Origin of the sequence: Ekhidna sp. (genome assembly GCF_965212185.1) — a bacterium.
GTDB lineage: Bacteria > Bacteroidota > Bacteroidia > Cytophagales > Cyclobacteriaceae > Ekhidna.
The window spans coordinates 1,600,770-1,624,805 of record NZ_OZ243102.1; the positions used below are offsets into that span (position 1 = coordinate 1,600,770).

Annotated in this window: 19 protein-coding genes and 1 tRNA gene; 15 read left to right on the forward strand and 5 right to left on the reverse strand. The window is 39.5% G+C overall.

What is annotated here, in order from left to right; all coding sequences use genetic code 11:
• The first annotated feature begins 49 nt into the window (after positions 1 to 49).
• The 12 genes from ACOMC3_RS07000 (at position 50) to ACOMC3_RS07055 (ending at position 18,259) form a co-directional block, all read left to right on the forward strand.
• Positions 50 to 670, forward strand: a complete 621-nt coding sequence (locus ACOMC3_RS07000; protein ID WP_420318820.1) for an SGNH/GDSL hydrolase family protein — start codon at positions 50 to 52, stop codon at positions 668 to 670.
• A gap of 95 nt (positions 671 to 765) precedes the next feature.
• Positions 766 to 1,545: a hypothetical protein gene (locus ACOMC3_RS07005; protein WP_420318821.1), complete on the forward strand. Its 780-nt coding sequence runs from the start codon at positions 766 to 768 to the stop codon at positions 1,543 to 1,545.
• A complete protein-coding gene (locus ACOMC3_RS07010) occupies positions 1,532 to 2,530 on the forward strand; it encodes a glycosyltransferase (RefSeq protein WP_420318822.1) in 999 nt (332 codons plus the stop codon). Before ACOMC3_RS07005 ends, ACOMC3_RS07010 begins: the two co-directional genes overlap by 14 nt.
• A gap of 61 nt (positions 2,531 to 2,591) precedes the next feature.
• Positions 2,592 to 2,876, forward strand: coding sequence for a hypothetical protein (locus ACOMC3_RS07015; protein WP_420318823.1), 285 nt, complete (start codon positions 2,592 to 2,594; stop codon positions 2,874 to 2,876).
• The gene (locus ACOMC3_RS07020; protein WP_420318824.1) at positions 2,876 to 3,652 is read left to right on the forward strand and encodes a helix-turn-helix domain-containing protein; all 777 of its coding nucleotides are present in this window, start codon (positions 2,876 to 2,878) and stop codon (positions 3,650 to 3,652) included. The genes ACOMC3_RS07015 and ACOMC3_RS07020 overlap by 1 nt, the downstream gene beginning before the upstream one ends.
• A 41-nt stretch (positions 3,653 to 3,693) precedes the next feature.
• Positions 3,694 to 4,761 carry a tetratricopeptide repeat protein gene (locus tag ACOMC3_RS07025; protein WP_420318825.1) on the forward strand — a complete coding sequence of 356 codons (1,068 nt, stop codon included), beginning with the start codon at positions 3,694 to 3,696 and terminating at the stop codon, positions 4,759 to 4,761.
• Positions 4,761 to 6,704, forward strand: a complete 1,944-nt coding sequence (gene thrS, locus ACOMC3_RS07030; protein WP_420318826.1) for a threonine--tRNA ligase — start codon at positions 4,761 to 4,763, stop codon at positions 6,702 to 6,704. The genes ACOMC3_RS07025 and thrS overlap by 1 nt, the downstream gene beginning before the upstream one ends.
• Before the next feature lie 72 nt (positions 6,705 to 6,776).
• On the forward strand, positions 6,777 to 7,331 hold the full coding sequence (gene infC, locus ACOMC3_RS07035) for a translation initiation factor IF-3 (protein ID WP_420319308.1): 555 nt from the start codon (positions 6,777 to 6,779) through the stop codon (positions 7,329 to 7,331).
• A 26-nt stretch (positions 7,332 to 7,357) separates the two neighbouring features.
• The gene (rpmI, locus tag ACOMC3_RS07040) at positions 7,358 to 7,552 is read left to right on the forward strand and encodes a 50S ribosomal protein L35 (RefSeq protein ID WP_089355937.1); all 195 of its coding nucleotides are present in this window, start codon (positions 7,358 to 7,360) and stop codon (positions 7,550 to 7,552) included.
• 113 nt (positions 7,553 to 7,665) lie between these two features.
• On the forward strand, positions 7,666 to 8,007 hold the full coding sequence (gene rplT, locus ACOMC3_RS07045; protein ID WP_420318827.1) for a 50S ribosomal protein L20: 342 nt from the start codon (positions 7,666 to 7,668) through the stop codon (positions 8,005 to 8,007).
• A 271-nt stretch (positions 8,008 to 8,278) separates the two neighbouring features.
• Positions 8,279 to 16,618, forward strand: a complete 8,340-nt coding sequence (locus ACOMC3_RS07050) for a T9SS type A sorting domain-containing protein (protein ID WP_420318828.1) — start codon at positions 8,279 to 8,281, stop codon at positions 16,616 to 16,618.
• A 327-nt stretch (positions 16,619 to 16,945) separates the two neighbouring features.
• A complete protein-coding gene (locus tag ACOMC3_RS07055) occupies positions 16,946 to 18,259 on the forward strand; it encodes a hypothetical protein (protein ID WP_420318829.1) in 1,314 nt (437 codons plus the stop codon).
• Positions 18,260 to 18,329: 70 nt separating this feature from the next.
• Here the strand turns inward: ACOMC3_RS07055 and ACOMC3_RS07060 are convergent, their stop codons facing one another.
• The 3 genes from ACOMC3_RS07060 to ACOMC3_RS07070 form a co-directional block, all read right to left on the reverse strand.
• Positions 18,330 to 18,527: a hypothetical protein gene (locus ACOMC3_RS07060; protein WP_420318830.1), complete on the reverse strand. Its 198-nt coding sequence runs from the start codon at positions 18,525 to 18,527 to the stop codon at positions 18,330 to 18,332.
• A gap of 261 nt (positions 18,528 to 18,788) precedes the next feature.
• A complete protein-coding gene (locus ACOMC3_RS07065; protein WP_420318831.1) occupies positions 18,789 to 18,920 on the reverse strand; it encodes a hypothetical protein in 132 nt (43 codons plus the stop codon).
• Positions 18,921 to 19,675: 755 nt separating this feature from the next.
• Positions 19,676 to 19,749, reverse strand: a tRNA-Asp gene (locus tag ACOMC3_RS07070).
• A 128-nt stretch (positions 19,750 to 19,877) separates the two neighbouring features.
• Between ACOMC3_RS07070 and ACOMC3_RS07075 the strand changes: the two genes are divergently transcribed.
• Genes ACOMC3_RS07075 through ACOMC3_RS07085 form a run of 3 tightly spaced genes read left to right on the forward strand, consistent with a single transcriptional unit; the run spans position 19,878 to position 22,032 of the window.
• A complete protein-coding gene (locus ACOMC3_RS07075; RefSeq protein ID WP_420318832.1) occupies positions 19,878 to 20,822 on the forward strand; it encodes an acetyl-CoA carboxylase carboxyltransferase subunit alpha in 945 nt (314 codons plus the stop codon).
• Positions 20,823 to 20,824: 2 nt separating this feature from the next.
• Positions 20,825 to 21,475: a hypothetical protein gene (locus ACOMC3_RS07080; RefSeq protein ID WP_420318833.1), complete on the forward strand. Its 651-nt coding sequence runs from the start codon at positions 20,825 to 20,827 to the stop codon at positions 21,473 to 21,475.
• Positions 21,472 to 22,032, forward strand: coding sequence for a 1-acyl-sn-glycerol-3-phosphate acyltransferase (locus ACOMC3_RS07085; RefSeq protein WP_420318834.1), 561 nt, complete (start codon positions 21,472 to 21,474; stop codon positions 22,030 to 22,032). The genes ACOMC3_RS07080 and ACOMC3_RS07085 overlap by 4 nt, the downstream gene beginning before the upstream one ends.
• Positions 22,033 to 22,076: 44 nt before the next feature.
• Here the strand turns inward: ACOMC3_RS07085 and ACOMC3_RS07090 are convergent, their stop codons facing one another.
• Positions 22,077 to 22,859 carry a zinc ribbon domain-containing protein gene (locus tag ACOMC3_RS07090; protein WP_420318835.1) on the reverse strand — a complete coding sequence of 261 codons (783 nt, stop codon included), beginning with the start codon at positions 22,857 to 22,859 and terminating at the stop codon, positions 22,077 to 22,079.
• 8 nt (positions 22,860 to 22,867) lie between these two features.
• Positions 22,868 to 23,962, reverse strand: a complete 1,095-nt coding sequence (locus tag ACOMC3_RS07095; protein WP_420318836.1) for a Nif3-like dinuclear metal center hexameric protein — start codon at positions 23,960 to 23,962, stop codon at positions 22,868 to 22,870.
• Positions 23,963 to 24,036: the final 74 nt, after the last annotated feature.

The window sequence follows — 24,036 nt, forward strand, 5'->3', positions numbered from 1 at the left end:
TTTATGCAGTATTGTTTTATTTTCTTGTGCCACTCAAAGATCCGAACCTATGAGCGATAAAGGATTCGTCCATTTGGCCCTGGGTGATTCATATACCATAGGTGAAGCGGTTAATGTCGATGAGAGATGGCCGGTACAACTGGCTCACCGACTAAGAAAAGATTCCATCAAAATAGATCCAGTGATTGTTGCTACCACAGGATGGACAACAGATGAACTGATGTCAGGAATTGTAAAAGCCGATGTGGAAGGTCCTTATGATTTTGTCTCACTGCTTATTGGTGTTAATAATCAATATAGAGGCTATCCTATCGATCAGTATGAAAAGGAGTTTAAAGAGCTTCTCGACCAGGCCATTCAGTTTGCTGACGGCAACCCATATAATGTGATGGTTGTTTCCATTCCGGATTACGGAGTGACTCCATTTGCTAAAAAGAAGATGCTGGATCCTGAGAAAATTGCGAAGGAGCTGGATAATTATAATGCAATCGCTGAAAAAATTTCCAAACTGAGAGATGTGAAATTTATCAACATCACTCAAGGCTCACGAAAAGCTGCAGATAATCCTTCACTTATTGCTTCAGATGGTCTTCATCCATCGGGCAAAATGTATAAAATGTGGGTAGATCAGATGTATGATCACGTGTTTAACAACCTATCATCCAGATAAATCTACTAAAAGTTCAATTTCGTCGTTGTTTTTTAGGTATAAAGGAAAATACACCTATTTTTGATCCAAATCACTGCTTTGTCACATTCATCTCTATGAAGAGGCTGATCATCCTTTTGTGTTATGTGTCCTTGATCTCATGTCAAGATAAGGTGATATGCCCTGCATTTCAGAGTACCTATATTCTAGATGATTCTACCCGATATGCCTACTTTTCTTATGTCTGGCAGTTAGATGAAAATACACGGACGCAATACTTAGCACAACAAAATGGCCAGGACCCTGATGATACACTTGGTGTAGTTCAGCAGCCAAAAACAGATTACTATGCCTATGCTGGTGAGAAGGTAGTTCCCTGGAGGATTCAAAAACAGACAAAATACGGTATTGTTAAAAACACACCTTATCCAATCAAGAAATATCGTTTGCGAACAGCTCCAATGGAAAATGTGCTTGCACCAGATCCGGTTTCAAACGATTTTGTAGCCTCTGATTTTGGTATTGATTCATTATCGATTGCCTCAGATTCTTTAGGACTAGATTCTTTGGCGACAACTGCCATTGCTGTTGAGGAGGAAGAGAAACCAAAGTATTTATATGGATATCAGCCGGATGATAACTTTAATGTAGAGCAAGAGTATTACAATAAATATTACTCCTACAAATTCATTGATAACCGTCCTAAACCCAAACCAGCACCAACTGACACTTCTGCAGTCGCTGCACCTGATTCCGTTCAAGTGAAAGAAAGAAAAGGGCTGTTCAAAAGGCGCAAGAAGTCAGAAACTGACACTGAAGAAAGTACTGATCCACCTGCTGAAGAAAATACCGAAGAAGAAGGCCAAGAACCTGAAGGAGAAAATGGGAACGGGTAAAAACCCACCACTTGTTTCTGTCATTCTACCGTTTTACAATGCACCTTTCCTGGAGAATGCTATTCAAAGCATTCTTAATCAGTCCTACGAAAACTTTGAGTTGATTTTAGTTGACAATGGAAGCAATGATGAATCTGAATTTATTGCAAAGTCCTATCATTCCCACCCGAAGGTAAAATTGGTAAGTGAGACCAATAGAGGCGTAGTTTACGCATTTAATACAGGATTGAAGTTTGCAAATGGACCATACATCGCGAGAATGGATGCAGATGATATTGCTACGGAAGATCGATTAGTGCGTCAGGTTGATTTATTAGAAAGTGACTCAAGCTTAGAAGTGGTGTCTGGATTGGTGGAGTATTTGGGCCCTGATGAAAACATAGGATTCATTCACTATGTTGATTGGTTAAATTCAATTCGATCAACAGATCAAATCCGTTTCAATCAATTTGTTGAATTTCCACTAGCAAATCCTTCATTAATGTTTAGAAGGAAGGTTTTTGATAAATACGGATCCTATCAAGCAGGTGATTTCCCCGAAGATTATGAATTTTTCTTACGTCTGATGTCCAAAAGTGTGACTATGAGAAAAGTTGAGCACACGATTTTAAAATGGCGGGATTTATCGGGTCGTCTTACACGAACAGATGACCGATACTCTCAAGAGGCGTTCTTCAAAATCAAAGCTCAGTATCTGGCGCAGTGGCTCAAAAAAAATAATCCATTTCATCCTAATATATACCTGTGGGGTGCAGGTAGGCTTTCGAGACGAAGAAGTGAGTTATTGCTAGCTGAAGGCGTTGAGGTTATGAAGTACATCGATGTAAAAAAGAAAGATGAAGTACTTCATTACACAAATACACCATCCAAGGAGGAGGCATTCATTGTATCGTATGTCGCAAATCGAGGCGCTAGGAATGAAATAAGAGATTATCTTAATAAGAAAGGATATATCGAGGAAGCCAATTTCATACTAGCATCCTAATAAAAATCTAAAAATTTTAGTATTTCAAATAATTTACTAAATTTAAGATCAAATAGAATATATGCAGTTGGCAAAAGATTTGATATTGGATGACTATTATAAGCTTAGAATAACTTCTAAAAAGCTTCAGTCAGGTCGTTATCAAGTTAAATTCTTTGCCACTATCAGAGGAAGTAAAGAACTCTATGGATATGTTTTGGTGGAGGCTGATGAAACGCTAAAATCAGTAATCACCAGAATACGAAAAAGATTAAAAGAGCTGGATAGGAGCATTGAGTATAAGCATTTTCATTTGTTTAATGTAGGACAAGAAACACAACCAAATAACCTAATGATCTTTGAATAATGGCACGGATACCAAATAATATTAAATATTTAAGAAAGAAAAAGGGATTCACGCAAGAGACGTTTGCTCAGGCTTTGGGTATTAACCGACCATCGGTTGGGGCATATGAAGAAGGTAGGGCGGATCCAAGATTGACCACACTTTCAAAAATGGCTGAATTGTTTGAAGTGACTGTTGATGAATTGATCAATGAAGACCTCACCAAAGAAAATCGTGTACCAAAACAAAATGTTAAGGTGTTGGCGGTTACGGTTGATGATAATGCAGATGAAGAGTTTATTCAATTAGTACCAACCAAAGCAGCAGCAGGTTATACCAATGGTTATTCTGATCCGGAATACCTGACTGATCTTCCAAGATTTCATTTACCTGTATTGCCAAAAGGAGGTACATATCGAGCATTTGAAATTGCGGGCGATTCCATGTTACCAATAGTTTCTGGTAGCATCATTGTTGGAAAATATGTAGAACAGTTGAGTCATATAAGAAATGGTAATACCTATGTTTTAGTCACTCAATCTGAAGGGGTAGTATATAAAAGAGTCTTCAATTACATTGAAGAAAAAGGAAAGCTGTTTTTGGTCTCTGATAATAAGTCATTTAGTGCTTATGAGCTAGATCCTGCTGAAATAATGGAGATATGGGAAGCGAAAGCCTACATCTCTGTTGAATTCCCTGATCCAAATTCATCCAATGATTTATCAATGGATCAGCTAATGGGTATGATTGGTAATCTAAGAAATGATGTGGAACGGTTAAAGAAGAGCACAGACTAGCCACATTTGAATAGCAATCAGCTTAACTTTGATCCTTCATTATGAAGGGATCGTTTTACATCTTATCTATCGCACTATTCGCCTGTTCGGGTCCGAAAAATGACAAAATCATTGTTCCCAAGTTACATGCTGGTTTCTACTCAGATGCTTTAAATGAAATCAATGATAAGCTGGAATCAGATCCTGATAATGATCACTTAGTTGGTCAAAAACTTTTTTATTGTGAACAGTTGGACTGGCCAACGACGTGCATTTCAGCACTCAATGCCCAAAAAGAAAAATTTGGGATGAGCAACCAATTGGTAAAACAGTATATAGATTATTATCAGAAGCATGACCTTCAAAAAGATCTATTAAGACTCATTGATAAGTGGGACGAGGAATATGGTCTTAAAAAGGATTATGTTGAAGCCTACATTGAGAGCCTTATAAAAACGAACAATTACCTGAGAGCCCGGTATGAATTACGTAAATTTTTGAAAAACAATCAAAACTCCCAAAACATTGAATTTGCCTCATCTAAATATTTGGAGCTAGGTGATTCTGTAATGGCGGTTTATAATTTAGGCAAACTATACAAGCAAAGTCCTCAAAATGATTTAATGTGGAATTATGGTCAAATGTTGATTGAGTTCGGATATGAAGACATGGGTATAGATGTGATGAATAAATACTTCACAGAAAGCACATTACGATTTGATCAAAAACTTACTTACGCCTCCCTTTTGGAGCGTTTGGATAGAGGAGAGCAAAGTAGAAACCTATTATTCCAGGATCTGGATAAAGATACAGCTGCTTATTTTATCACTGAATCATATAAAAATGATGCAAAATGGGATTCTGCAGCCTACATTTTAGAATCATTAATCAAAAGAGATTCAACCAACCGAATGGCACTGTGGAAGGCAGGCAGACTTTATGAAGATAGAGGTTGGTTATTATACGCGATTAGATATTTCGAATATCTAGAAGATTTAAACCCAAATGACACATTAGCTAGCCAAAGAATTGACCTTATACAGCGAAAAATTGCATATTTGCAGCGTTTAAAATTTGAGGAGAGTAAAACTCCCGGATTAGAATTACAACCAAAAAAAATTGAAAATTAATGAGTGATCAAATCACCATTACACTACCAGACGGATCTCAGCGGCAGTATAGTAAAGGAAGTACTGCATTGGATGTCGCAATGAGCATCAGTGAAGGCCTGGCTAGGAATGTATTAGCAGCAAAAGTAAACGGAGAAGTTAGAGATTCTTTCAGACCAATTGAGGAGGATGCTAATCTTCAGTTATTGACATGGAATGATGATGAAGGAAAATCCACCATGTGGCACTCTTCGGCACACCTTTTGGCGGAAGCACTCGAGGCGCTATATCCGGGTATTAAATTAGGTATTGGTCCACCCATTGAAAATGGGTTCTACTACGATATAGATTTTGGTGATATTGAGTTTGATGCGGATAATTTAGAGGCGATTGAAAATAAGATGCTTGAGTTGGCCCGTGAGAAAAATGAGTATCATAGGAAAGAGGTATCAAAAGCAGACGCAATCAAATACTACCAGGATAAAGGTGATGAATACAAACTTGAGCTAATTGATGGACTTGAAGATGGAAGCATCACTTTCTATACCCAGGGAAACTTCACTGATTTATGTAGGGGACCTCACATTCCTCATACCGGTTATATCAAAGCTGTAAAAATTCTCAATGTAGCAGGAGCGTATTGGAGAGGAGATGAGAATAGAAAGCAGCTAACCAGATTATATGCTATTTCATTCCCTAAACAAAAAGAACTCAAGGAGTATCTGGAGCTTTTAGAGCAGGCGAAACTTAGGGATCACAGGAAGATTGGGAAGGAGCTTGAGTTATTCACTTTCTCAGAAAAAGTCGGGAAGGGGCTTCCTTTATGGCTTCCTAAAGGTGCGGTTCTGCGTGAGCGATTGGAAAATTTTATGAGGAAAGCTCAATTAAAGGCTGGGTACGATCAGGTGGTTTCACCGCATATAGGTAGTAAGGAATTGTATGTTACTTCTGGTCACTATGCGAAATATGGTGAGGATTCATTTCAACCAATAAAAACACCCTCAGAAGATGAAGAATTTTTGTTGAAGCCAATGAATTGTCCTCATCATTGTGAGATCTACAAATCAAGACCCAGATCATACAAAGACTTACCGATACGATATGCTGAGTTTGGAACAGTTTATCGATACGAACAAAGCGGAGAACTTCATGGCCTCACTCGTGTTCGTGGCTTTACTCAAGATGATGCTCACATTTTCTGTCGTCAGGACCAGGTAAAAGAAGAGTTCGCCAAAGTAATCGACCTGGTGCTTCATGTTTTTGGTGCACTTGGATTTGGTCACTTTACTGCTCAGGTTTCCCTAAGAGATCCTGACAATCCGGAGAAGTACATCGGAAAAGACGAAGATTGGGATCGCGCAGAAAGAGAGATTCAGGAAGTAGCAGATGAAAAAGGCTTGCAAACTGTCGTAGAATACGGGGAAGCAGCATTTTATGGACCTAAGCTAGACTTTATGGTGAAAGATGCCTTAGGAAGAAAATGGCAACTCGGAACCATTCAGGTAGATTATAGCTTGCCAGACAGATTTGAACTTGAGTATGTAGGAAGTGACAATCAAAAGCACAGACCAGTGATGATCCACCGCGCACCATTTGGATCGATGGAACGTTTCATTGCGATTTTGATTGAAAACTGTGCAGGGGATTTTCCGTTATGGTTGGCTCCTGAACAAATAGCTATTCTTCCAATTTCTGAGAAATACCACGACTATGCACAGGATGTTCACCTTCAAATGCAGGAGAATGATATTCGTGGTTTTGTGGATGAAAGAGATGAGAAAATTGGTAAGAAGATTAGAGATGCTGAAGTCAAGAAAATTCCTTACATGTTAATTGTGGGTGAAAAAGAAGCTGCAGATCAGGCTGTTTCAGTTAGACAGCATGGTGAAGGAGACATTGGATCCATGAAAAAAGATGAATTTGTTCATTTTTTCCATAATAAAGTGGCCGAACTTATTAAATGAGTTTTGTTAAGACTAAATAATCACGATATTTGCGTTTTGTTTTTAATGTTCAACTTAAAATAAAGGAGTACAATCGCTAAACTAAGAAGAAGAGGCCCTTCCAGAATCAGAAAAGAAGAGCCCTACAAGGTAAATGAGAAAATCACTGCACGTAAGGTAAGAGTGGTTGGAGACAATGTGAAGGTTGATGTTTACCCAATTGAGCAGGCCATTAAAATAGCTCAAGAGCAAAATTTGGATTTGGTGGAAATTTCACCGAATGCTGACCCGCCTGTTTGTAAAGTGATTGACTACTCCAAGTTCAAGTACGAGCAGAAGAAAAAGCAAAAAGAAATTAAGGCCAAAGCGCAAAAAACCGTGATTAAGGAAATTCGGTTTGGTCCTAATACCGATGACCATGATTTCAATTTTAAGTTAAATCATGCCATCAAATTTTTGAAAGATGGAGCTAAGGTGAAAGCATATGTGCACTTCTACGGAAGAACCATTGTTTTCAAGGATAGAGGGGAAATACTGCTTTTGAAGTTTGCTCAGGCACTTGAAGAGTATGGTAAAGTAGAACAGCTACCAAAAATGGAGGGAAAACGAATGATTTTGTTCGTAGCACCTAAGCAAGCAAAGAAATAATTAAGTAAAATAGAATAGAGTTAGAAATGCCGAAACTTAAAACAAACTCCAGTGCAAAGAAGCGATTTAAGCTAACAGGTACTGGAAAGATTAAAAGAAAGCATGCATTCAAAAATCACATTCTGACTAAGAAGGAGACGAAGCAGAAGCGAAATCTTCGATATATGTCAGTAGTGGACAAGGCGGATGAACCAAACATCAAACGCCTTTTGAATCTGTAATTTTTTTAATAGCTAGATCCACCAGGTGGTGGATGGTTAAATGTAAAACCCGGTTATTGGTTGAAAGACGCTGATAAAAAAGTCAACGCACCAATCGCCAAAAACAAAACAAAATGAGATCAGTAAATCATGTAGCTTCAAGAGCACGTCGAAAGAAGATGATGAAGCACGCCAAAGGATACTTTGGTAGAAGAAAAAACGTTTGGACCGTATCCAAAAATGCCATTGAAAAAGGATGGCAGTACGCATATCGCGACAGAAAAGCAAAGAAAAGAGAATTTAGAGCGCTTTGGATTCAGCGAATCAATGCTGGCGCAAGGGAGCACGGGATGTCTTACTCTGTATTCATGGGTAAATTGAGTGCAGCAGGAATCGAAATCAACAGAAAGGCACTAGCAGATCTTGCTATGAATGAGCCGAAAGCCTTTAAAGCCGTAGTTGATAAGGTTAAATAAGAATTGTAAAATTCCAAGATTAAACCCTGTTCTCATACCGATGAGAACAGGGTTTTTTGTTTTGAAATACATCATTCATCCCAAAGTATTCTTTAAACGAAGTGGGTTAGTTGAATATTTTTGTCAAAATCCGGTTACTTATAGATATTTTCGCGTATTTAATCTAATGGGATATAGAATTAATCGGAGAATGAGTTGTAAAATATTAATTTAGCCGATGAAATTAACCAACAAAATTAACATGTTGCAATCAGCGCTTAAAGCATTTTTGATGATTCTAATATATGTCTCATCTAACGCTTTGCTCTCTCAAACGACCTTTACCTACTCCGGAGCATCACCTGTCACTGTGGATGGAGGTACTGGTACCTTAACCATCAATGTTCCAACTTCCTCTTTCGGTTTTGGGGCAGTGGTAACAGATATAAACGTCACACTACACTACGATAAAACAGATGGAACCTGTGCTGCACCAGGTACAGGTGGATCATTCCATGATGAACATGGTTTTGAATTAGAATCTCCTGATGGAGGTATCGTTACTATTTTTTCTACTGGAACTTTTGCAGGTGCAACTGATATTTCTCCTGGAGTAACACAGACGTTTGATGATGAGTCTAGTACTGCGATACCTGGTGGTGTACCAGCTGATGGAACGTATATTCCCGAAAGTGCTTTGTCTGGTTTTGACGGTATAGATCCGGAAGGTACTTGGACAATCAGAGCGACTGAGACAGGAGTAAATGATCCACTATGTATTATTGGAGCTAGTATTCAAATAACGGTCGAAATCCCTACAGCATCACCGGGAGATGCTTCGAATGTGGTGCTTTGGTTAAAGCCAGATAAAGGAGTGAGTGTTTCAGGCACAAATGTCCTAGCTTGGCAAGATGCTGCAGGAAATGGTTTAACTGCCTCTCAGGCCGTACCAGCAGATCAACCATCATATACCTCTAATGCGATCAATGGATATCCATCTTTGACTTTTGATGGAACCAATAGTTTTCTGGATTTAGGAGATATTTTTAATTATACTCCACAAACAGATGAATTTTCATTCTTAGCGGTACTAAATCCAACTGCTAATGGTGATGTGATCTTTGGTAGGTCAACTACAGGCTTAAGCGGAAATTATGCCTTTTATGTGGGAGGAGATGAGTATCGTCATATTATTGGAGGGACCAATAATACTGCTGGAACAGCTAATATTCTGAATTCATTTACTCAAGTTAGCTCTGTTGTTAATACTGTGGACTTTGACAGTTATGTTAATGGAACATCTGATGTAGCCGCAGGAACTATTGGAACTGGTACCGTCTCAACCAATTTACTTATTGGTGCAAGAAATGGGGGCTCTGCAAATAATTTTGGGGGTCAAATATCTGAAATCATCTTTTTTGATGCAGCACTTTCGAATTCTGCAAGAAGAGATGTCGAGACTTACCTAGCAATTAAGTATGGATTGACCTTAGATATCACATCTCTGGCCTATACGGTTGGAGGTTCACCGATTTATTCTGTTGGGAGTAGCTATTCAAATGATATTGCTGGAATCGGACAAGATGATTCTCAGGGATTACTTCAAACCTCTTCTATTAGCACATCCGGAGATATAGTCTCTATGGATGGTGCCAGTGATTTAGCTGACGGAGAATTTTTGATTTGGGGACATGATGGCGGTGCTACCACCACAACCACTGCAAATATCCCAAGCGGAGTTACAAATAGGCTGACACGTATTTGGAGTGTCGAAGAAACAGGAGACGTAGGTACCATCGATATCTCATTCAATCTGACAACCTTAGGTTTGGCGTTAACAGGTCAAGATTTTGCATTGATTACTGCTGCTAGTGGAGCCACCATGCCAACGGATCTTGCGACAGGATCAGTTGCATTGAATGGAGCGATATCTCAAGATGCAACTGGTGATGACATAGTTACCTTCGAAGATGTGGCCATCGCAGATGGTGATTTTTTCACATTGGCTACTCAGCCAGAGGTTGGACCCGGAGACTTAGCAGCTAACTTGGTTCTGTGGTTAGATCCCGACAAGGGAGTTACTACTTCAGGAACCAACGTAACAGACTGGGCCGATCAAAGTGATAGTGGAATCAATGCAGCACAGGCTACATCCAATGACCAGCCTACCTATAAGACCAGTGCAATTAACTCACATGCTGTTCTTGAGTTTGATGGAACGGACGACTATCTTGATCTAGGAGATGTACTAGATTTTGTTCCCGGAACAGATGCATTTTCTTTTTTCGCCATTTTTAATACACTTGATAACGGCACCATTCTTTCCCGAGCAAATGATGGTACAGCTGCTAACAGACAGTATCAATTCATTACAACAGGTGGTGATTACAGTCAAATCATTGGAGGCACTCAAAGTACAGGCACAACTCCAGTAGTTGACGATGCGTGGACAATTGTCGGAACTATGATTAATACAGCGAATTTGGATACATATCTGAATGGTGCAATAGAAATTAACAACGGTGGTGTGGGTATTGCGAGTGAAACAACGAATGTATTGATTGGTGCGCGTACAGGAGGAGCTGGATACATATATGGTGGAGATATAGCAGAAATACTCATGTTTGATGCGGAGTTGACTGTCTCACAAAGAAGAGATGTTGAAACTTACCTGGCATTGAAGTATGCCCTTACACTGGACATTAGCACTGAGAACTACACGGTTGGTGGTACTTCAATTTATAATCATACTACTTACAGTAACGACATAGCTGGAATCATTATTGATAACTCACAGGGACTGTCTGAAACGTCTGTTCAGAGTACTTCCGGTGGAGTTGTCACTGTTTCCAATGCTTCCGGATTGGCAGATGGTGAATCTTTCATTTGGGGTCATGATGGAGGATCAGTAGCTGTTACCACAAGTGATGTTCCGGGAGGAACAACAAACAGATTAACCAGAATATGGAGATTGGATGAAACTGGTGATGTAGGAACCGTTGATTTATCATTTGATCTTACTGCATTAGGCATTGACGGGTCTACATCCACTTTGGAACTCTTAATAGCCGCTAGTGGTGCTACAATGCCAACAGGATTATCAACTGCTACTGTGAATAGCTCAGGGACTGTATCTACGGTAAATGGTAGTGAGGTCGTTACTTTTAGTGGAGTTGACTTTGCAGATGGAGAGTATTTTACACTGGCCGGTAATTTGAATAAGCCTGCTCCTGGAGGTGTAAGCACCGGTCTTTCTTTATGGTTAAGAGCAGATAAAGGAGTTGCTACAAGTGGTTCCAATATTACCGAATGGATTGATCAAAGTGGGAATGTCAACAATGCCTCTCAAAGTGAGACGGCATCCCAACCTGACTTAGTAAGCGAATCATTGAATCATAACCCAGGGGTGAATTTTGATGGTTCCAATACCATGACAGCTTCTGGAGGATTCAATTCAGCTGAATCTTTTATCGTAATAGATCCAAATGAGATTTACAACAATGTGAATGCAGTAGGACGAATTATTGGATTTGAGCAGGGTGATTTCACAAGTATTGCATTGGGACCAACTACAGTTCTTCAAGATGATGAAATTATCACCTACGCCTTGGATGGTGGGGGTTATCGTGCAATGCAGGTAAGTACAACTTCGAACTTTGGAGATCCAAGTATCATTAACCCAAGGCATAATGCTGGTGTAACAGGTGAAGATATTTATCGAAACGGTACCCAAATCGTTGACACAGAATTAAATGCAGGTAGTTTTAATACACGTGCAGATCAAGCATTCCAATTAGGAGAGTCGTATAATGCTGCTGTTTCAGCACCTTTCAATGGTGCAATGACTGAGGTAATAAGCTATAGCTCAACGTTGACGCAAGCGCAACGAAGAGATGTGGCAACCTATCTTGCAATTAAGTACGGCATTACATTAGATATTTCCACTTTGGCTTACACAGTAGGGGGATCATCTATTTACAATTACACGACATATGCAAACGATATTGCCGGTATTGGTAAAAACGAAATCACGCAGGCCCTGAATCAAACCGTGTCTATGAGTGTGAATGAAGGGGCAATTGTAGAAGTATATTCAGCTGCGGATCTTGACAATGGTGAATATCTGGTCTGGGGCCATGACGGAGGTGCAAACACTTTTACGACAAGTAATGTGCCATCAGGAGCAACTGAGCGCTTAACCAAAATTTGGAGAATAGCCGAAACAGGTGATGTAGGAACGGTAACTATTGCCTTTGATATTACCACGTTAGGGATTGATATAGATAATTCCACCATCAACCTCATTAAAGCAGTCAATACGGCAACTATGCCAACTGATTTAACTACGTCAACACTTATTACTGGCGGTACTGTAAGTAATGTCAATGGAAGAGATATTGTGACATTCACCAATGTTGACTTCAGCAATGGTGAATACTTTACAATTGGAGGAGATGTACAAACATCTGCACCGGGTGGAGTTTCAAGTGGCCTTACTCTCTGGCTCAGAGCAGACGATGGTGTTACTTCCAGCGGAGGACTAGTCTCTAATTGGTCAGATAAAAGTGGCAACACAAATAATGCTTTCCAAGGCAATACTGCAAGTCAACCTGCCCTTGTTTCAACTGACCTAAATACACATGATGTCATCAATTTTAGTAATGACAATCTAGGCGGAATTGCAGGGTTTAATAGCCAGGATTATTTTGTTGTTGCTGTTCCGGACGTGGCGGCTGATAATTTAACGAATCATGGATACATCGTCTCCTATACCAATGTTGATGGAAATGGTTTAGCACTTGGTACTGTAACAGCAAACCTTGCCGATGAAGTTGTTACTCACATTGTAACAGATGGAGCGGCCAATGAATATGCCAGTGGACAATTGAGCACCACGGTTACTTATGGTACACCAACTTTATTCAACCCTCGAAATAATGTAGGAGCAACGGGTCAGGAACTCTACATAGATGGTTCTAATACCGCTGTAACTGAAGCCAATACAGTCAATTTTGCCAATAATACGGATGCTTCTTATACAATTGGGCAAAATTCTGTTCAGACCAATGATTTTGATGGATCTATTGCTGAGATAATTAGTTTTAGCTCCAGACTATCTGACGCTGATAGGAGAGACGTGGCATCTTACTTAGCACTCAGGTATGGTTTGACACTCGATATAAGTACAACAGGATATACAGAAAGTGGAGTTACCATTTATAATGAAACGACCTATAGTAATGACATTGCTGGAATTGGGCAGAATCTAGACAATGCATTACAACAAACAACCAGTGGAAGTACCAATACTGGGGCTATTGTAAGCATGACTAATGCTTCTGATCTTGATAACGGTGAATACATTATATGGGGGAATGAAGGAACGGATAAAACCACTGTTCAAGCTACCGAGCTTCCAGCAACATTTGATGAAAGACTATCTACAGAATGGGTGAGTGTGGTAACTGGTAGTCCTGGAACAGTGGATATTAGAATTTATGTGGCAGATATATCAAATTATGCTACAAGGGGGCAAACTGCAGGACTATATAACTTACTTTTAAATAGCACGGCTAATTTCTCAACCATTACCTCTTCAGTAGCTGCTTCTAGTATTAGCGGAGACACGCTAACATTCCAAAACGTATCATTGAGTGGAACAACATATTTTACGTTAGCAGTACCGCCAGTGGTGAATCCAGGTGGCACAGGCAATACTCTGTGGCTAAGAGCTGATGCAGGAGTGACTGTGTCTGGAAGTGAAGTCACTGCTTGGGCAGATCAAAGTGGTAATGGCAATGATGCAGCACCAGTAACAACTGGTCCAACAAGAATTACTAGTCAATTCAATACCAACCCTGCATTTGATTTCACATCTGAATCTCTGACAGGTGCTGCTGGATTTAATACACAAGACTATTTTATTGTGTTGGATCCGGATAATAGCTTAACAAGTGCATCCAATGATGAAATGCCTTTAGGATTCGATACAGGATCATCAGCAGGACTTGCGTTTGGAGCTCATGACGGAACGTTAACAAATGAGGTAATAACTCACTCGACCAGTGGTGGGTATGCAAGTGGCCAGGAAGATGTAGCCGCTACGTATAGCGACTTGATTGTAATAAATGCAAGAAATAATGCAGGAGGAACGGATCAGGATATTTATTTAAACGGTGCTACACTTACCGTTAATACCACAGGAACATTTGCCAACTTCTCAGGTAATTATTCGATAGGTGACAACATTAACAGAGATGATGCCTTCAATGGTAAGATAGCTGAGATTCTGAGCTTTAGCTCACGACAAACGAATGCAGATAGAAGAGATATTGAGACGTATCTGGCCATCAAATATGGCATTACATTGGATATTTCCACTGAAAATTATACGGTAGGTGGAAGTGCAGTATATAGTCAAACCACTTATGCGAATGATATCGCAGGAATCGGTTCTGATAATGGGTTAGGATTAGCTCAAACATCTAGCACGAGTAATAACACAGATGCCATCATTACGATGAGTGCAGCCACTGCACAGTCAGATGGTGACTTTGTGGTTTGGGGTAATGATAATGGATCAACCGCAACGACTACTGCTGGTGTTCCGACAGGTACAGGAATTACTGAACGAATGACACGAATTTGGGGAGTAACTGAAACTGGAGATCCTGGAACAGTGACCGTAGCATTTGATCTGACAGGATTAGGTTTCGGAGCAAGCTCAATTGATGACTTCTCGTTGATTGTTGATACTAATAATGATTTCACGGACGGTATTTTGGGAACTTACAGTGCTGCATCATATGCTTCAGATGTGGTGACATTCACAGGTGTAGATTTTACTACTGCTACGAATTTTGGTCTTGGGACAGCCTTAAATACAACATTAGATACAGACACAGATGGTATACCTGACTATTTCGAGACAGCTTATGGTACAGATGGTGCAAACGGTGATAGCCCTGTAGCTGGTGGGTCCCCCAACACTGATGCCAGTACAACTAACGGTGTTTTAGGTGATGGAATTAGTGATGCATTAGAAAGCATTTTAGTAACAAATGGGGCGACAGCACCAGTAACCATATTTACAGATACTGACGGAGACGGAATACCTGATCATATTGAAGTAGACAATGGAACCAATCCTTTTGCTGCAGGGTCTCCCACGACGAATGGAAATTCTGATTCTGATAGCGACGGAATTCCTGATGCACTTGAGGCATTGATTACCAGCGAAGGTGGTGCTGCTGATCCAGCTTTGGATACAGATACCGATGCAGATGGTATTCCAGACTATTATGAAGTGATGAATGGTTCAGATCCAAATGATGTCAATAGCCCTACGGCTAGTGGGGGTTCTGATGGTGATGCTGACGGTATATCCGATGCACTCGAAGCACAATTGATTTCAGGAAGTGCTACAGCTCCAATTGGAGTAGATACTGATACCGATGGTGACGGAATTCCTGATTACATTGAAGCACAGACATTTTCTGACCCTTTCAATGCAGCAAGCCCAGCACCAGCAAGCACGCCAGGGGTTAGGTCTTTATTAGCTGATTACGTAGTTACCGGAGGTTCATGTATAAGCATAAGTGGTTATCAGTGGATTGATGTTACAGATAATCTGGGAAATATCGTATTTTCAATCAATCCGGCAGGTAATAACCTGGGAAGTACATGCTGGGGGGTACGTATTGTTGATCCTAATGATAACGACGTAAGAGATAATACCGTAGATTATGTGCTTGACCGAAACTGGTACATAACACCAACTACACAACCATCTAATTCAAATGGTGTTTACATTCGATTCTATGCACTTGCTGAAGAGCATACTGATTTGGGGGATGAGCTGCTTGCTGCTGAGTCTTTCACATTTGATGAAGAAGCTCACCTGAGAATTACTAAAATCACAGGCATCTCTAATAGCCTGGATCCATTCATAGCAGGAGGAACACGAGTTAATTTAGATCCTGAGGTTCAGGATTACTCGACCAATGGAAAGTCATTGACAATTGGAATCACATCCTTCTCGTCATTTGCACCACACACGACACCAAGTGGTATAGAAGACCCACTACCTGTAGAATTGATGTCGTTTCAAGCCTCCATTCAGGATCAGTATATTGTTCTGGATTGGGCTACCGCTTCAGAGCTTAATAACGATTACTTCACCATTGAGAAGAGTAGTGATGGTGAAAACTTTGAGGCACTTAAAGAAATAGATGGTGCAGGTAATAGTAACGAAAGACTTGATTATCGATTCGAAGATCGTCAGCCACTTTTAGGAGTGAATTATTATCGTCTGAGACAAACAGACTTTGATGGAACAGAAACCTATTCGGAGGTGGTAATGGTAGTCTTTGAGGGACAATCACAATTAGTTATCAATGTTTATCCAAACCCGACCAGGAATAAACTATTTGTATCTTTTGCAAGTGATTTTAACGTAGGAAGTCCGGAGATCCACCTGGTTGACTTAAAAGGGCAGAAGGTTGCTTCATGGAAGATAGCTGCTGATAACAATACGATTGAAGTAGATTTAGCTGAATATCCTAAAGGCATCTATTTGCTACAGATGGAAGTTGGGAATAGAACCTACAGCCATAAAGTGATCAAGAAATAGTGAAGTAGTTTTTTAAACACCAACACATAAAAGAAGCAAAGCCCATTTCAATAGTGAAATGGGCTTTATTCTTTTAATGAGGAGACTATCATCAACAAAAAAATCACCTCAGAAAGACGGATAAGTAGAAATTTGCTTGGGAAGAATAATTATTATACCGGATAGTTCAGAATTAAACAATAAGTATTTTTTTTAGGTTCGTTTGTGATATCCATAAGCTTTAAGCTCATCTATGGATTCCTTAAAGTTCTCTTGGACTAAAATAGCCTCATAAAACAAAAATATTGCGTACCTTGTAATTATAATACACCGCCGTAATTACTTATCATGAAACTTACTCACTATCCATTTTATATTGGTACAAACTCACTTTTGGTTATATTATCATGTATCATTTTATGTTCTTCATGTACCGAAGATGATCCACCGTGTTCTGAGGTAACCTGGTATGAAGACAATGACTCTGACGGCTTAGGTAACCCAAATGTGAGCCAAGATTCCTGTGAGCAGCCTGAAGGTTATGTGGCCAACGACGATGACCCGGATGATTCCAACGGCGACAAGAACGGAGGGAACCTCTTTATTAATTTAGGTGGGCACCCGGGCGCTTATCGTGGGGAACCAACTTCGGTTTCGATTGAGATCAGGGCGACACATGGATTTAAGTCATTGCAGATGAATGGAGAAGAAATTGAGGAAGTCAATGAAGGCGATACGTCTCAGAACTTATCTATCATGCTGAATACAGAAATAGATTACGGAAGAGCAGAATTCATATTTACTTTAGAAGATCAGCTGGGCAGGGAGACCAGTAGTACCTGGTTATTGCAGATCATCAAAGATTTTCCAACGAACTCTCCATTAATGGTGAGCAATTATGAAGTGATGCTGGAAGACATAGGGCAGCCAAATCACTTGCTTTTAGTTGATACCGATCTGTACATAAGTGAAACGTATTATACACCTTCTTTCTCGCTTTCCTCACGCATTCTACGCACCGACATCAACACATTCGGTTCAGTAGAAACATTGATTGCGGGGTTGGATTGGCCTGACTTTATTCCGCTTGGAATGGTGATCCATAACGACCATTTTTACTATGCTGATCAAGCGAGTCTGGAAGTGCGTAAAGTTCCACGGGATAACTTTTCGATGGCTCCTGAGGTCGTCCTAAATGGTCAAAATTATGATCATCTTTTGTTAGCTGGTGATCTGCTCTACTATAGTACTTTTGATGCGATAGGAACAATAGATCTCGCTAACAATACGAATACTGATAATATTTTTTCTAATAATGAATATTCTCAGAATGCAATGATTTTGGTCGGTACTACGATGTACGTAACCAATTCATGGAATGGGTACTTGTATAGTTTTGATGTCTCAAATCCGGATAATAAAACTGTATTGGTGGAAGGTTTTTATCAGCCCCTGGGGATGGTGTTGTATGGGGACTATCTCTTAATCAGTGATGATGTCGGCAACCGTATCATTGCAGTAGAAATAGGTAGTGGAAGCTATGAAGCCACTGTTTTAACCGATCAGGTTGATGGTCCGATGGGTATGGTCATCCACGATGGTTACCTCTATGTTGCTGAACGCTTTCCGAATATTGTTTCCAGATTTTACTTGGAACCTTAAAAGAACCATGTCTGTCATTTGAGTGTAAAGAGTCTGATTAAACGAAACTACAGAGTTAACAAAAAAGGGCCTACCCCTCATGTTTTTTATGGAAGTCCTTGAGTGCTTGTAAATATGCAGTATTGATTTTCTCTAACATCCGAGAATAAATGATAGCATCTTCCCATGTTTTTCTAGGAATAATTATTTCACCATCTTCTTTGGTTAAGTCAAGCATACAGAGCTCACCCATTTCATTAATCTTTAATATCATACTTAGTTCATTCACAAGTGATACGGTTTAATTGATAAATAATTTGGATGTATTGGCAGTCAGGAAACTGCTTGTTTGTGACTTGGAATTCCTAGAGAATGTGCCATCATAACGGAACTTGTGAGGATAAAAGATGGCCGTCACAGAGAAGGCCGATCTTGATTCAAATTATTATCATTAGATATATGAAAAAAAATCCCGACAAGTTTTGCCGGGATCACTGCGTTCAAACAGCTCTTTTCACTCACTAATCGTCTCTTGATTGATTTCTTAGGCTTATCCGTTTATTGCTGATTGAATCAAGGTATGAAGGCCGTAGGTCACAATAGCGTAATAGGCAATAACAGATGCAGTCACTATCATGTTGGTGGTCTCAACTTCCTTCACTTTGGTGTATACTCGATTCATAGTTTTTTAATTTTAAAGTTCTGATACAAACTTCGCCCCTCACGATTTACAAATCCTGCATACTTTCTTTAGAATATTGTTCGATTAGCTTCAAAACATATTCGCTAGTACTTGATTTTCAATGTGGTCCGAATGGGACCGACACGCATAGTATAGCACGCGTAGTGTCGAACCCGCGACCTCCAGAACCCATGAAATAAAAAAACCCAACTCAATAAGAGATGGGTTTGTGCTTTTTAGCAGTCCAGATGGGTACCGGCACGCGTAGTGTCGAACCCGCGACCTCCAGAACCCATGAAATAAAAAAACCCAACTCAATAAGAGATGGGTTTGTGCTTTTTAGCGGTCCGGATGGGTACCGGCACGCGTAGTGTCGAACCCGCGACCTCCAGAACCCATGAAATAAAAAAGCCCAACTCAGTAAGAGATGGGTTTGTGCTTTTTAGCGGTCCGGATGGGTACCGGCACGCGTAGTGTCGAACCCGCGACCTCCAGAACCCATGAAATAAAAAAACCCAACTCAGTAAGAGATGGGTTTGTGCTTTTTAGCGGTCCGGATGGGTACCGGCACGCGTAGTGTCGAACCCGCGACCTCCAGAACCCATGAAATAAAAAAACCCAACTCAATAAGAGATGGGTTTGTGCTTTTTAGCGGTCCGTACGGGTACCGGCACGCGTAGTGTCGAACCCGCGACCTCCAGAACCCATGAAATAGAAAAACCCAACTCAATAAGAGATGGGTTTGAGCTTTTTAGCGGTCCGGACGGGACTCGAACCCGCGACCTCCTGCGTGACAGGCAGGCATTCTAACCAGCTGAACTACCGGACCGTGCATTAAAGCGTTGCAAAAGTAAGAGCTTATCTTTTCCTATACAATACCGATTGATAATTTTTCTTGAGAATATTTTTAATCTGTTTAGTCCTTTCACAGTATGTTTGTTGTACAAATTCAATCCTATGTTATTAGACTTTGAAAAACCGATATCTGAACTAGAAAATAAGCTTGCCGACATGAAAGAATTGGCCAAATCAAGCGACGTTGATGTTTCAGATGCGGTAACTCAACTTGAAAAGAAAATAGTAAAATTGAAAAAGGAGACGTTTGGCAACCTTACCAGATGGCAAAAGGTGCAATTATCACGTCATCCGGAACGTCCCTATACCCTTGACTACATTTATGAGATCACAGATGATTTCATTGAATTACATGGCGATAGAACCGTAAAAGATGATAAAGCCATGGTAGGTGGGTTCGGTACCGTTGGTGGACAGTCCATCATGTTTATTGGTCAGCAGAAAGGAAGATCAACAAAACAGCGACAAATGAGAAATTTTGGGATGGCAAATCCTGAAGGATATAGAAAAGCACTGAGGTTAATGAAGTTGGCTGAGAAATTCAATAAGCCAATTGTTACATTAATAGATACTCCAGGAGCATTTCCAGGCTTAGAGGCAGAGGAGAGAGGACAGGGAGAAGCTATTGCTAGAAATCTGAAGGAGATGACGATGCTTAAGGTTCCTGTAATCTGTATAATTATCGGTGAGGGAGCATCAGGGGGAGCTCTTGGAATTGCAATTGGTGATAAAGTATTTATGATGGAGAATACATGGTACTCGGTAATTTCTCCTGAATCCTGTTCTTCTATCCTTTGGAGAAGCTGGGACTATAAAGAACAGGCAGCTGAGGCTTTAAAACTTACGGCAGATGATATGCTGAAGAATAAGCTTATTGATGGTATAATTAACGAGCCGCTAGGTGGTGCACACACAGATTTGTCAAAAGCTTCTGGTGAGTTGAAGAAAGTGATATTAAAAGAAATAAAAGCACTATCTGCTAAAAAGCCTCAGGAGCGAATAAATGATAGAATTGAAAAATTCTCTTCGATGGGCGCTTATAAGTAAGCATGAAGAACATTAATTGGCCTGACCATATTCTCAATTTCGTTGCAGTGATATTAGGTGTCTCAATGGCATTTTATATCAACGAATATTCAGAAGAAAAAAGGCTAAATAATGAACGATCGTTGATTGTTAATTCTTTTCTTGAAGAGTTGAGAAATGATAGAGCTGTCTATACAGACTATCAGATACCTAATAACAAGAATAGGATTTCATCTCTGGATAAAGCAATCATAGCTTCAGAAACAGATGCTGATAGCATGTCTTTTTATGTCAGAAAGGGTTTAGGGTTCACCAGTTATACACCTCAGAATGTAACATTTAATTCGGTGACATCATCTGGAAAATTGGACTTAATAGATGATTTTAATCTTAGAAAAAGTATTTCGCAATACCATTCCATATACGTGCCTGAAGCGAAATACCGAGGTGAAGGACAGGTCGATTTTTATAACAGCCAAATAATACCTTGGCTTTTAAAAAATTCTAAATTAAACGATCCAAACTATACCCCTGAAATATCACAGGAGTTTGTTAATATGCTAATTCTTTATAAGTTTCTAATTAGCAATAAAGTCAGACAGTATGAAAAGTTAGTTGATGCATCATTAAAGATTGAACAAAAATTAGATTCGCTAAAAATGGAACTCCAATGATTGGTTGGTTATTAAGTAGATTATATCAACTTTTTGGCTGGAAAGTAGACGGTAAAAAACCAGATCTTAAAAAGTATGTAATTATAGTCGCTCCCCATACAAGCAATTGGGATTTCTTTGTCGGGTGGGGGGCAAGAAATGTAATTGGCTTTCGACCAAATTTTCTAGCCAAGAAAGAATTGTTCAAAATACCATTGGTTGGCTTCTTTTTTAAGTCCATTGGTGGCGTTGCTGTAGATAGAAAAAATAAGCGAAAGAGTACTCAAATCGTAGATCAAGTGATAGATCTATATAAGACGCGAGATGAATTCATCATGACCATTACTCCAGAAGGAACGAGAAGCTACTCCCCTAAATGGAAGACCGGCTTTTATAGGATCGCACTGAAAGCTGAAGTACCGATTGTTAAGATAGGGTTTGACTATGCAACGAAGACTGTATTTGTAGATGAACCGTATTACCTTTCTTCAGATATGGATATGGATGCAGAAATTGAAAAATTTAAGGATTACTTCAGACAATTTAAAGGAAAGAATCCGGAAGATGGGGTAAAATAAAAAAGGCTCCCATTTGGAAGCCTTTTTAATATGCTAAATATCAACTACTTCTTAGTAGTTGCTTTCTTTCTCGTAGTTCTTCTTTTTGGCTTTTCTTCTTCAATAACATCTTCAACGTCTGAAAGAATTCTGCCGCAGTGTTCGCAAACAATGATTTTCTTCTTCTCTCTAATCTCGGCCTGTTTTTGTGGAGGAACCACATTGAAACATCCACCGCATGCTCCTCTTTTTACAGGAACTACAGCAAGACCATTTCTCATGTTCTTCCTTACTTTTTCATAAGATTTTAACAAGCGATCCTCTACACCTTTTGTTGCTTTAGTACGGTCTTTTTCGATCTTCTGTTCATCAGACTCAGATTCCTTAACAATATTGGCTAATTCTTCCTTCTTGCTTTTAAGGTCCTTTTCTCTTTCTGTCAGAATACCTTTAGTCTCTCCGATTTCTTCCTTCTTTACATCAATCTTTTCATGAGATTCTTTAATCCTTTTTTCAAGGATTTGAATTTCTAATTGCTGTAATTCCATCTCTTTCGTAATAGCATCGTACTCACGGTTGTTTCGTACGTTCATTTGTTGCTCTTCGTACTTCTTGATCAGCTTTTCAGCATCCTTGATTGCAACTTTATTGGAGGAGATTGATTCTTCGAGCTCTTTTAAATCTTCACCCTGTTTTTCAATTCGGGTTTGGTATCCGGCGATCTCATCTTCAAGGTCTTGAACCTCTTCAGGGAGTGCCCCTCTGATCTTTTTTATCTCGTCTATTTTTGAGTCTAGTGCTTGTAGTTTTTCTAAAGCTTCCAGCTTTTTAGCTACTGTATTTTCCATTCAGTTTTCTATAGATATATGATCGGATTCGTGTCTACCTTCGACAAACGGAACGCAAACTTAGTGAAATTTTTAGTTAATGCATCTAGTAATAATTCTTTAGTGAATACTTCACTTTCATAATGTCCGATATCAGCGATAATGATCTCATTATTGGCCTCAAAAAAGTCATGATATTTGAAATCGCCAGTAATAAAAACATCAGCTTTATTACTAATAGCATTATTAAGCAAAAAGCTCCCGGAACCACCACATAAAGCAACGGATCTTATCTCATCTTTAACTAATTCAGTATGCCTGATTATTTGAAGATTCATGGACTTCTTCAAATGGTTTAAGAAATCAATGCTTTTCATTGATTCGTTTAATTCTCCAATCATTCCCGAACCTACCTCTTGATTGATGTTAGAGAGTGGTGAAATGTAATGCGCAACCTCTTCATACGGATGTGCCTTATTCATTGAAGAGATTACCTTGGATATAAGATGATTTGGTACAATAACCTCACATCGAGCTTCTTTTACCTCTTCATTTTTACCACTTGATCCAATAGTGGGATTACTATTTTCATTGCCTCTAAAAGTTCCTGTTCCTTCTACCTGGAAACTACAATTGTCGTAGTTTCCAATATTACCAGCTCCAGACTGGTACATTGCCAGGAGCACTTCATCTTTGTTAGTGACAGGTACAAAAACAGTTAGTTTAGACAGTGTTTCTCTTTTGGGCTGTAGAACTGAAGCATTTGTCAACCCAATTTTCTCAGCGATCTTTTTATTCACGCCGGTATGGATATTATCAAGATTTGTGTGAATGGCATAAATAGCAATGTTGTTCTTGATGGCCTTCCGAATGCACCGATCAATCCAATGAGAATTGCCAATACGTTTGATCCCTTTAAATATAAACGGATGGTGAGCAATGATTAAATCGCAATTGGTTTCTATCGCTTCATCTAAAACTCCTTCTGTAATATCGAGCGTAATTAGGGCTTGTGAGATTTCATCCTCTTTATCACCAATTAATAGTCCTGAGTTATCGTACGATTCCTGCAACTGAAGTGGTGCCCACGATTCTAAATAGGTTGTTAATTCACTTATTCTCATTTGACATTAGGACTATTTATACAATAATAGAATGATTAGCCTCTTTGAAAGCATTCATTTTGATAAAAAAATCA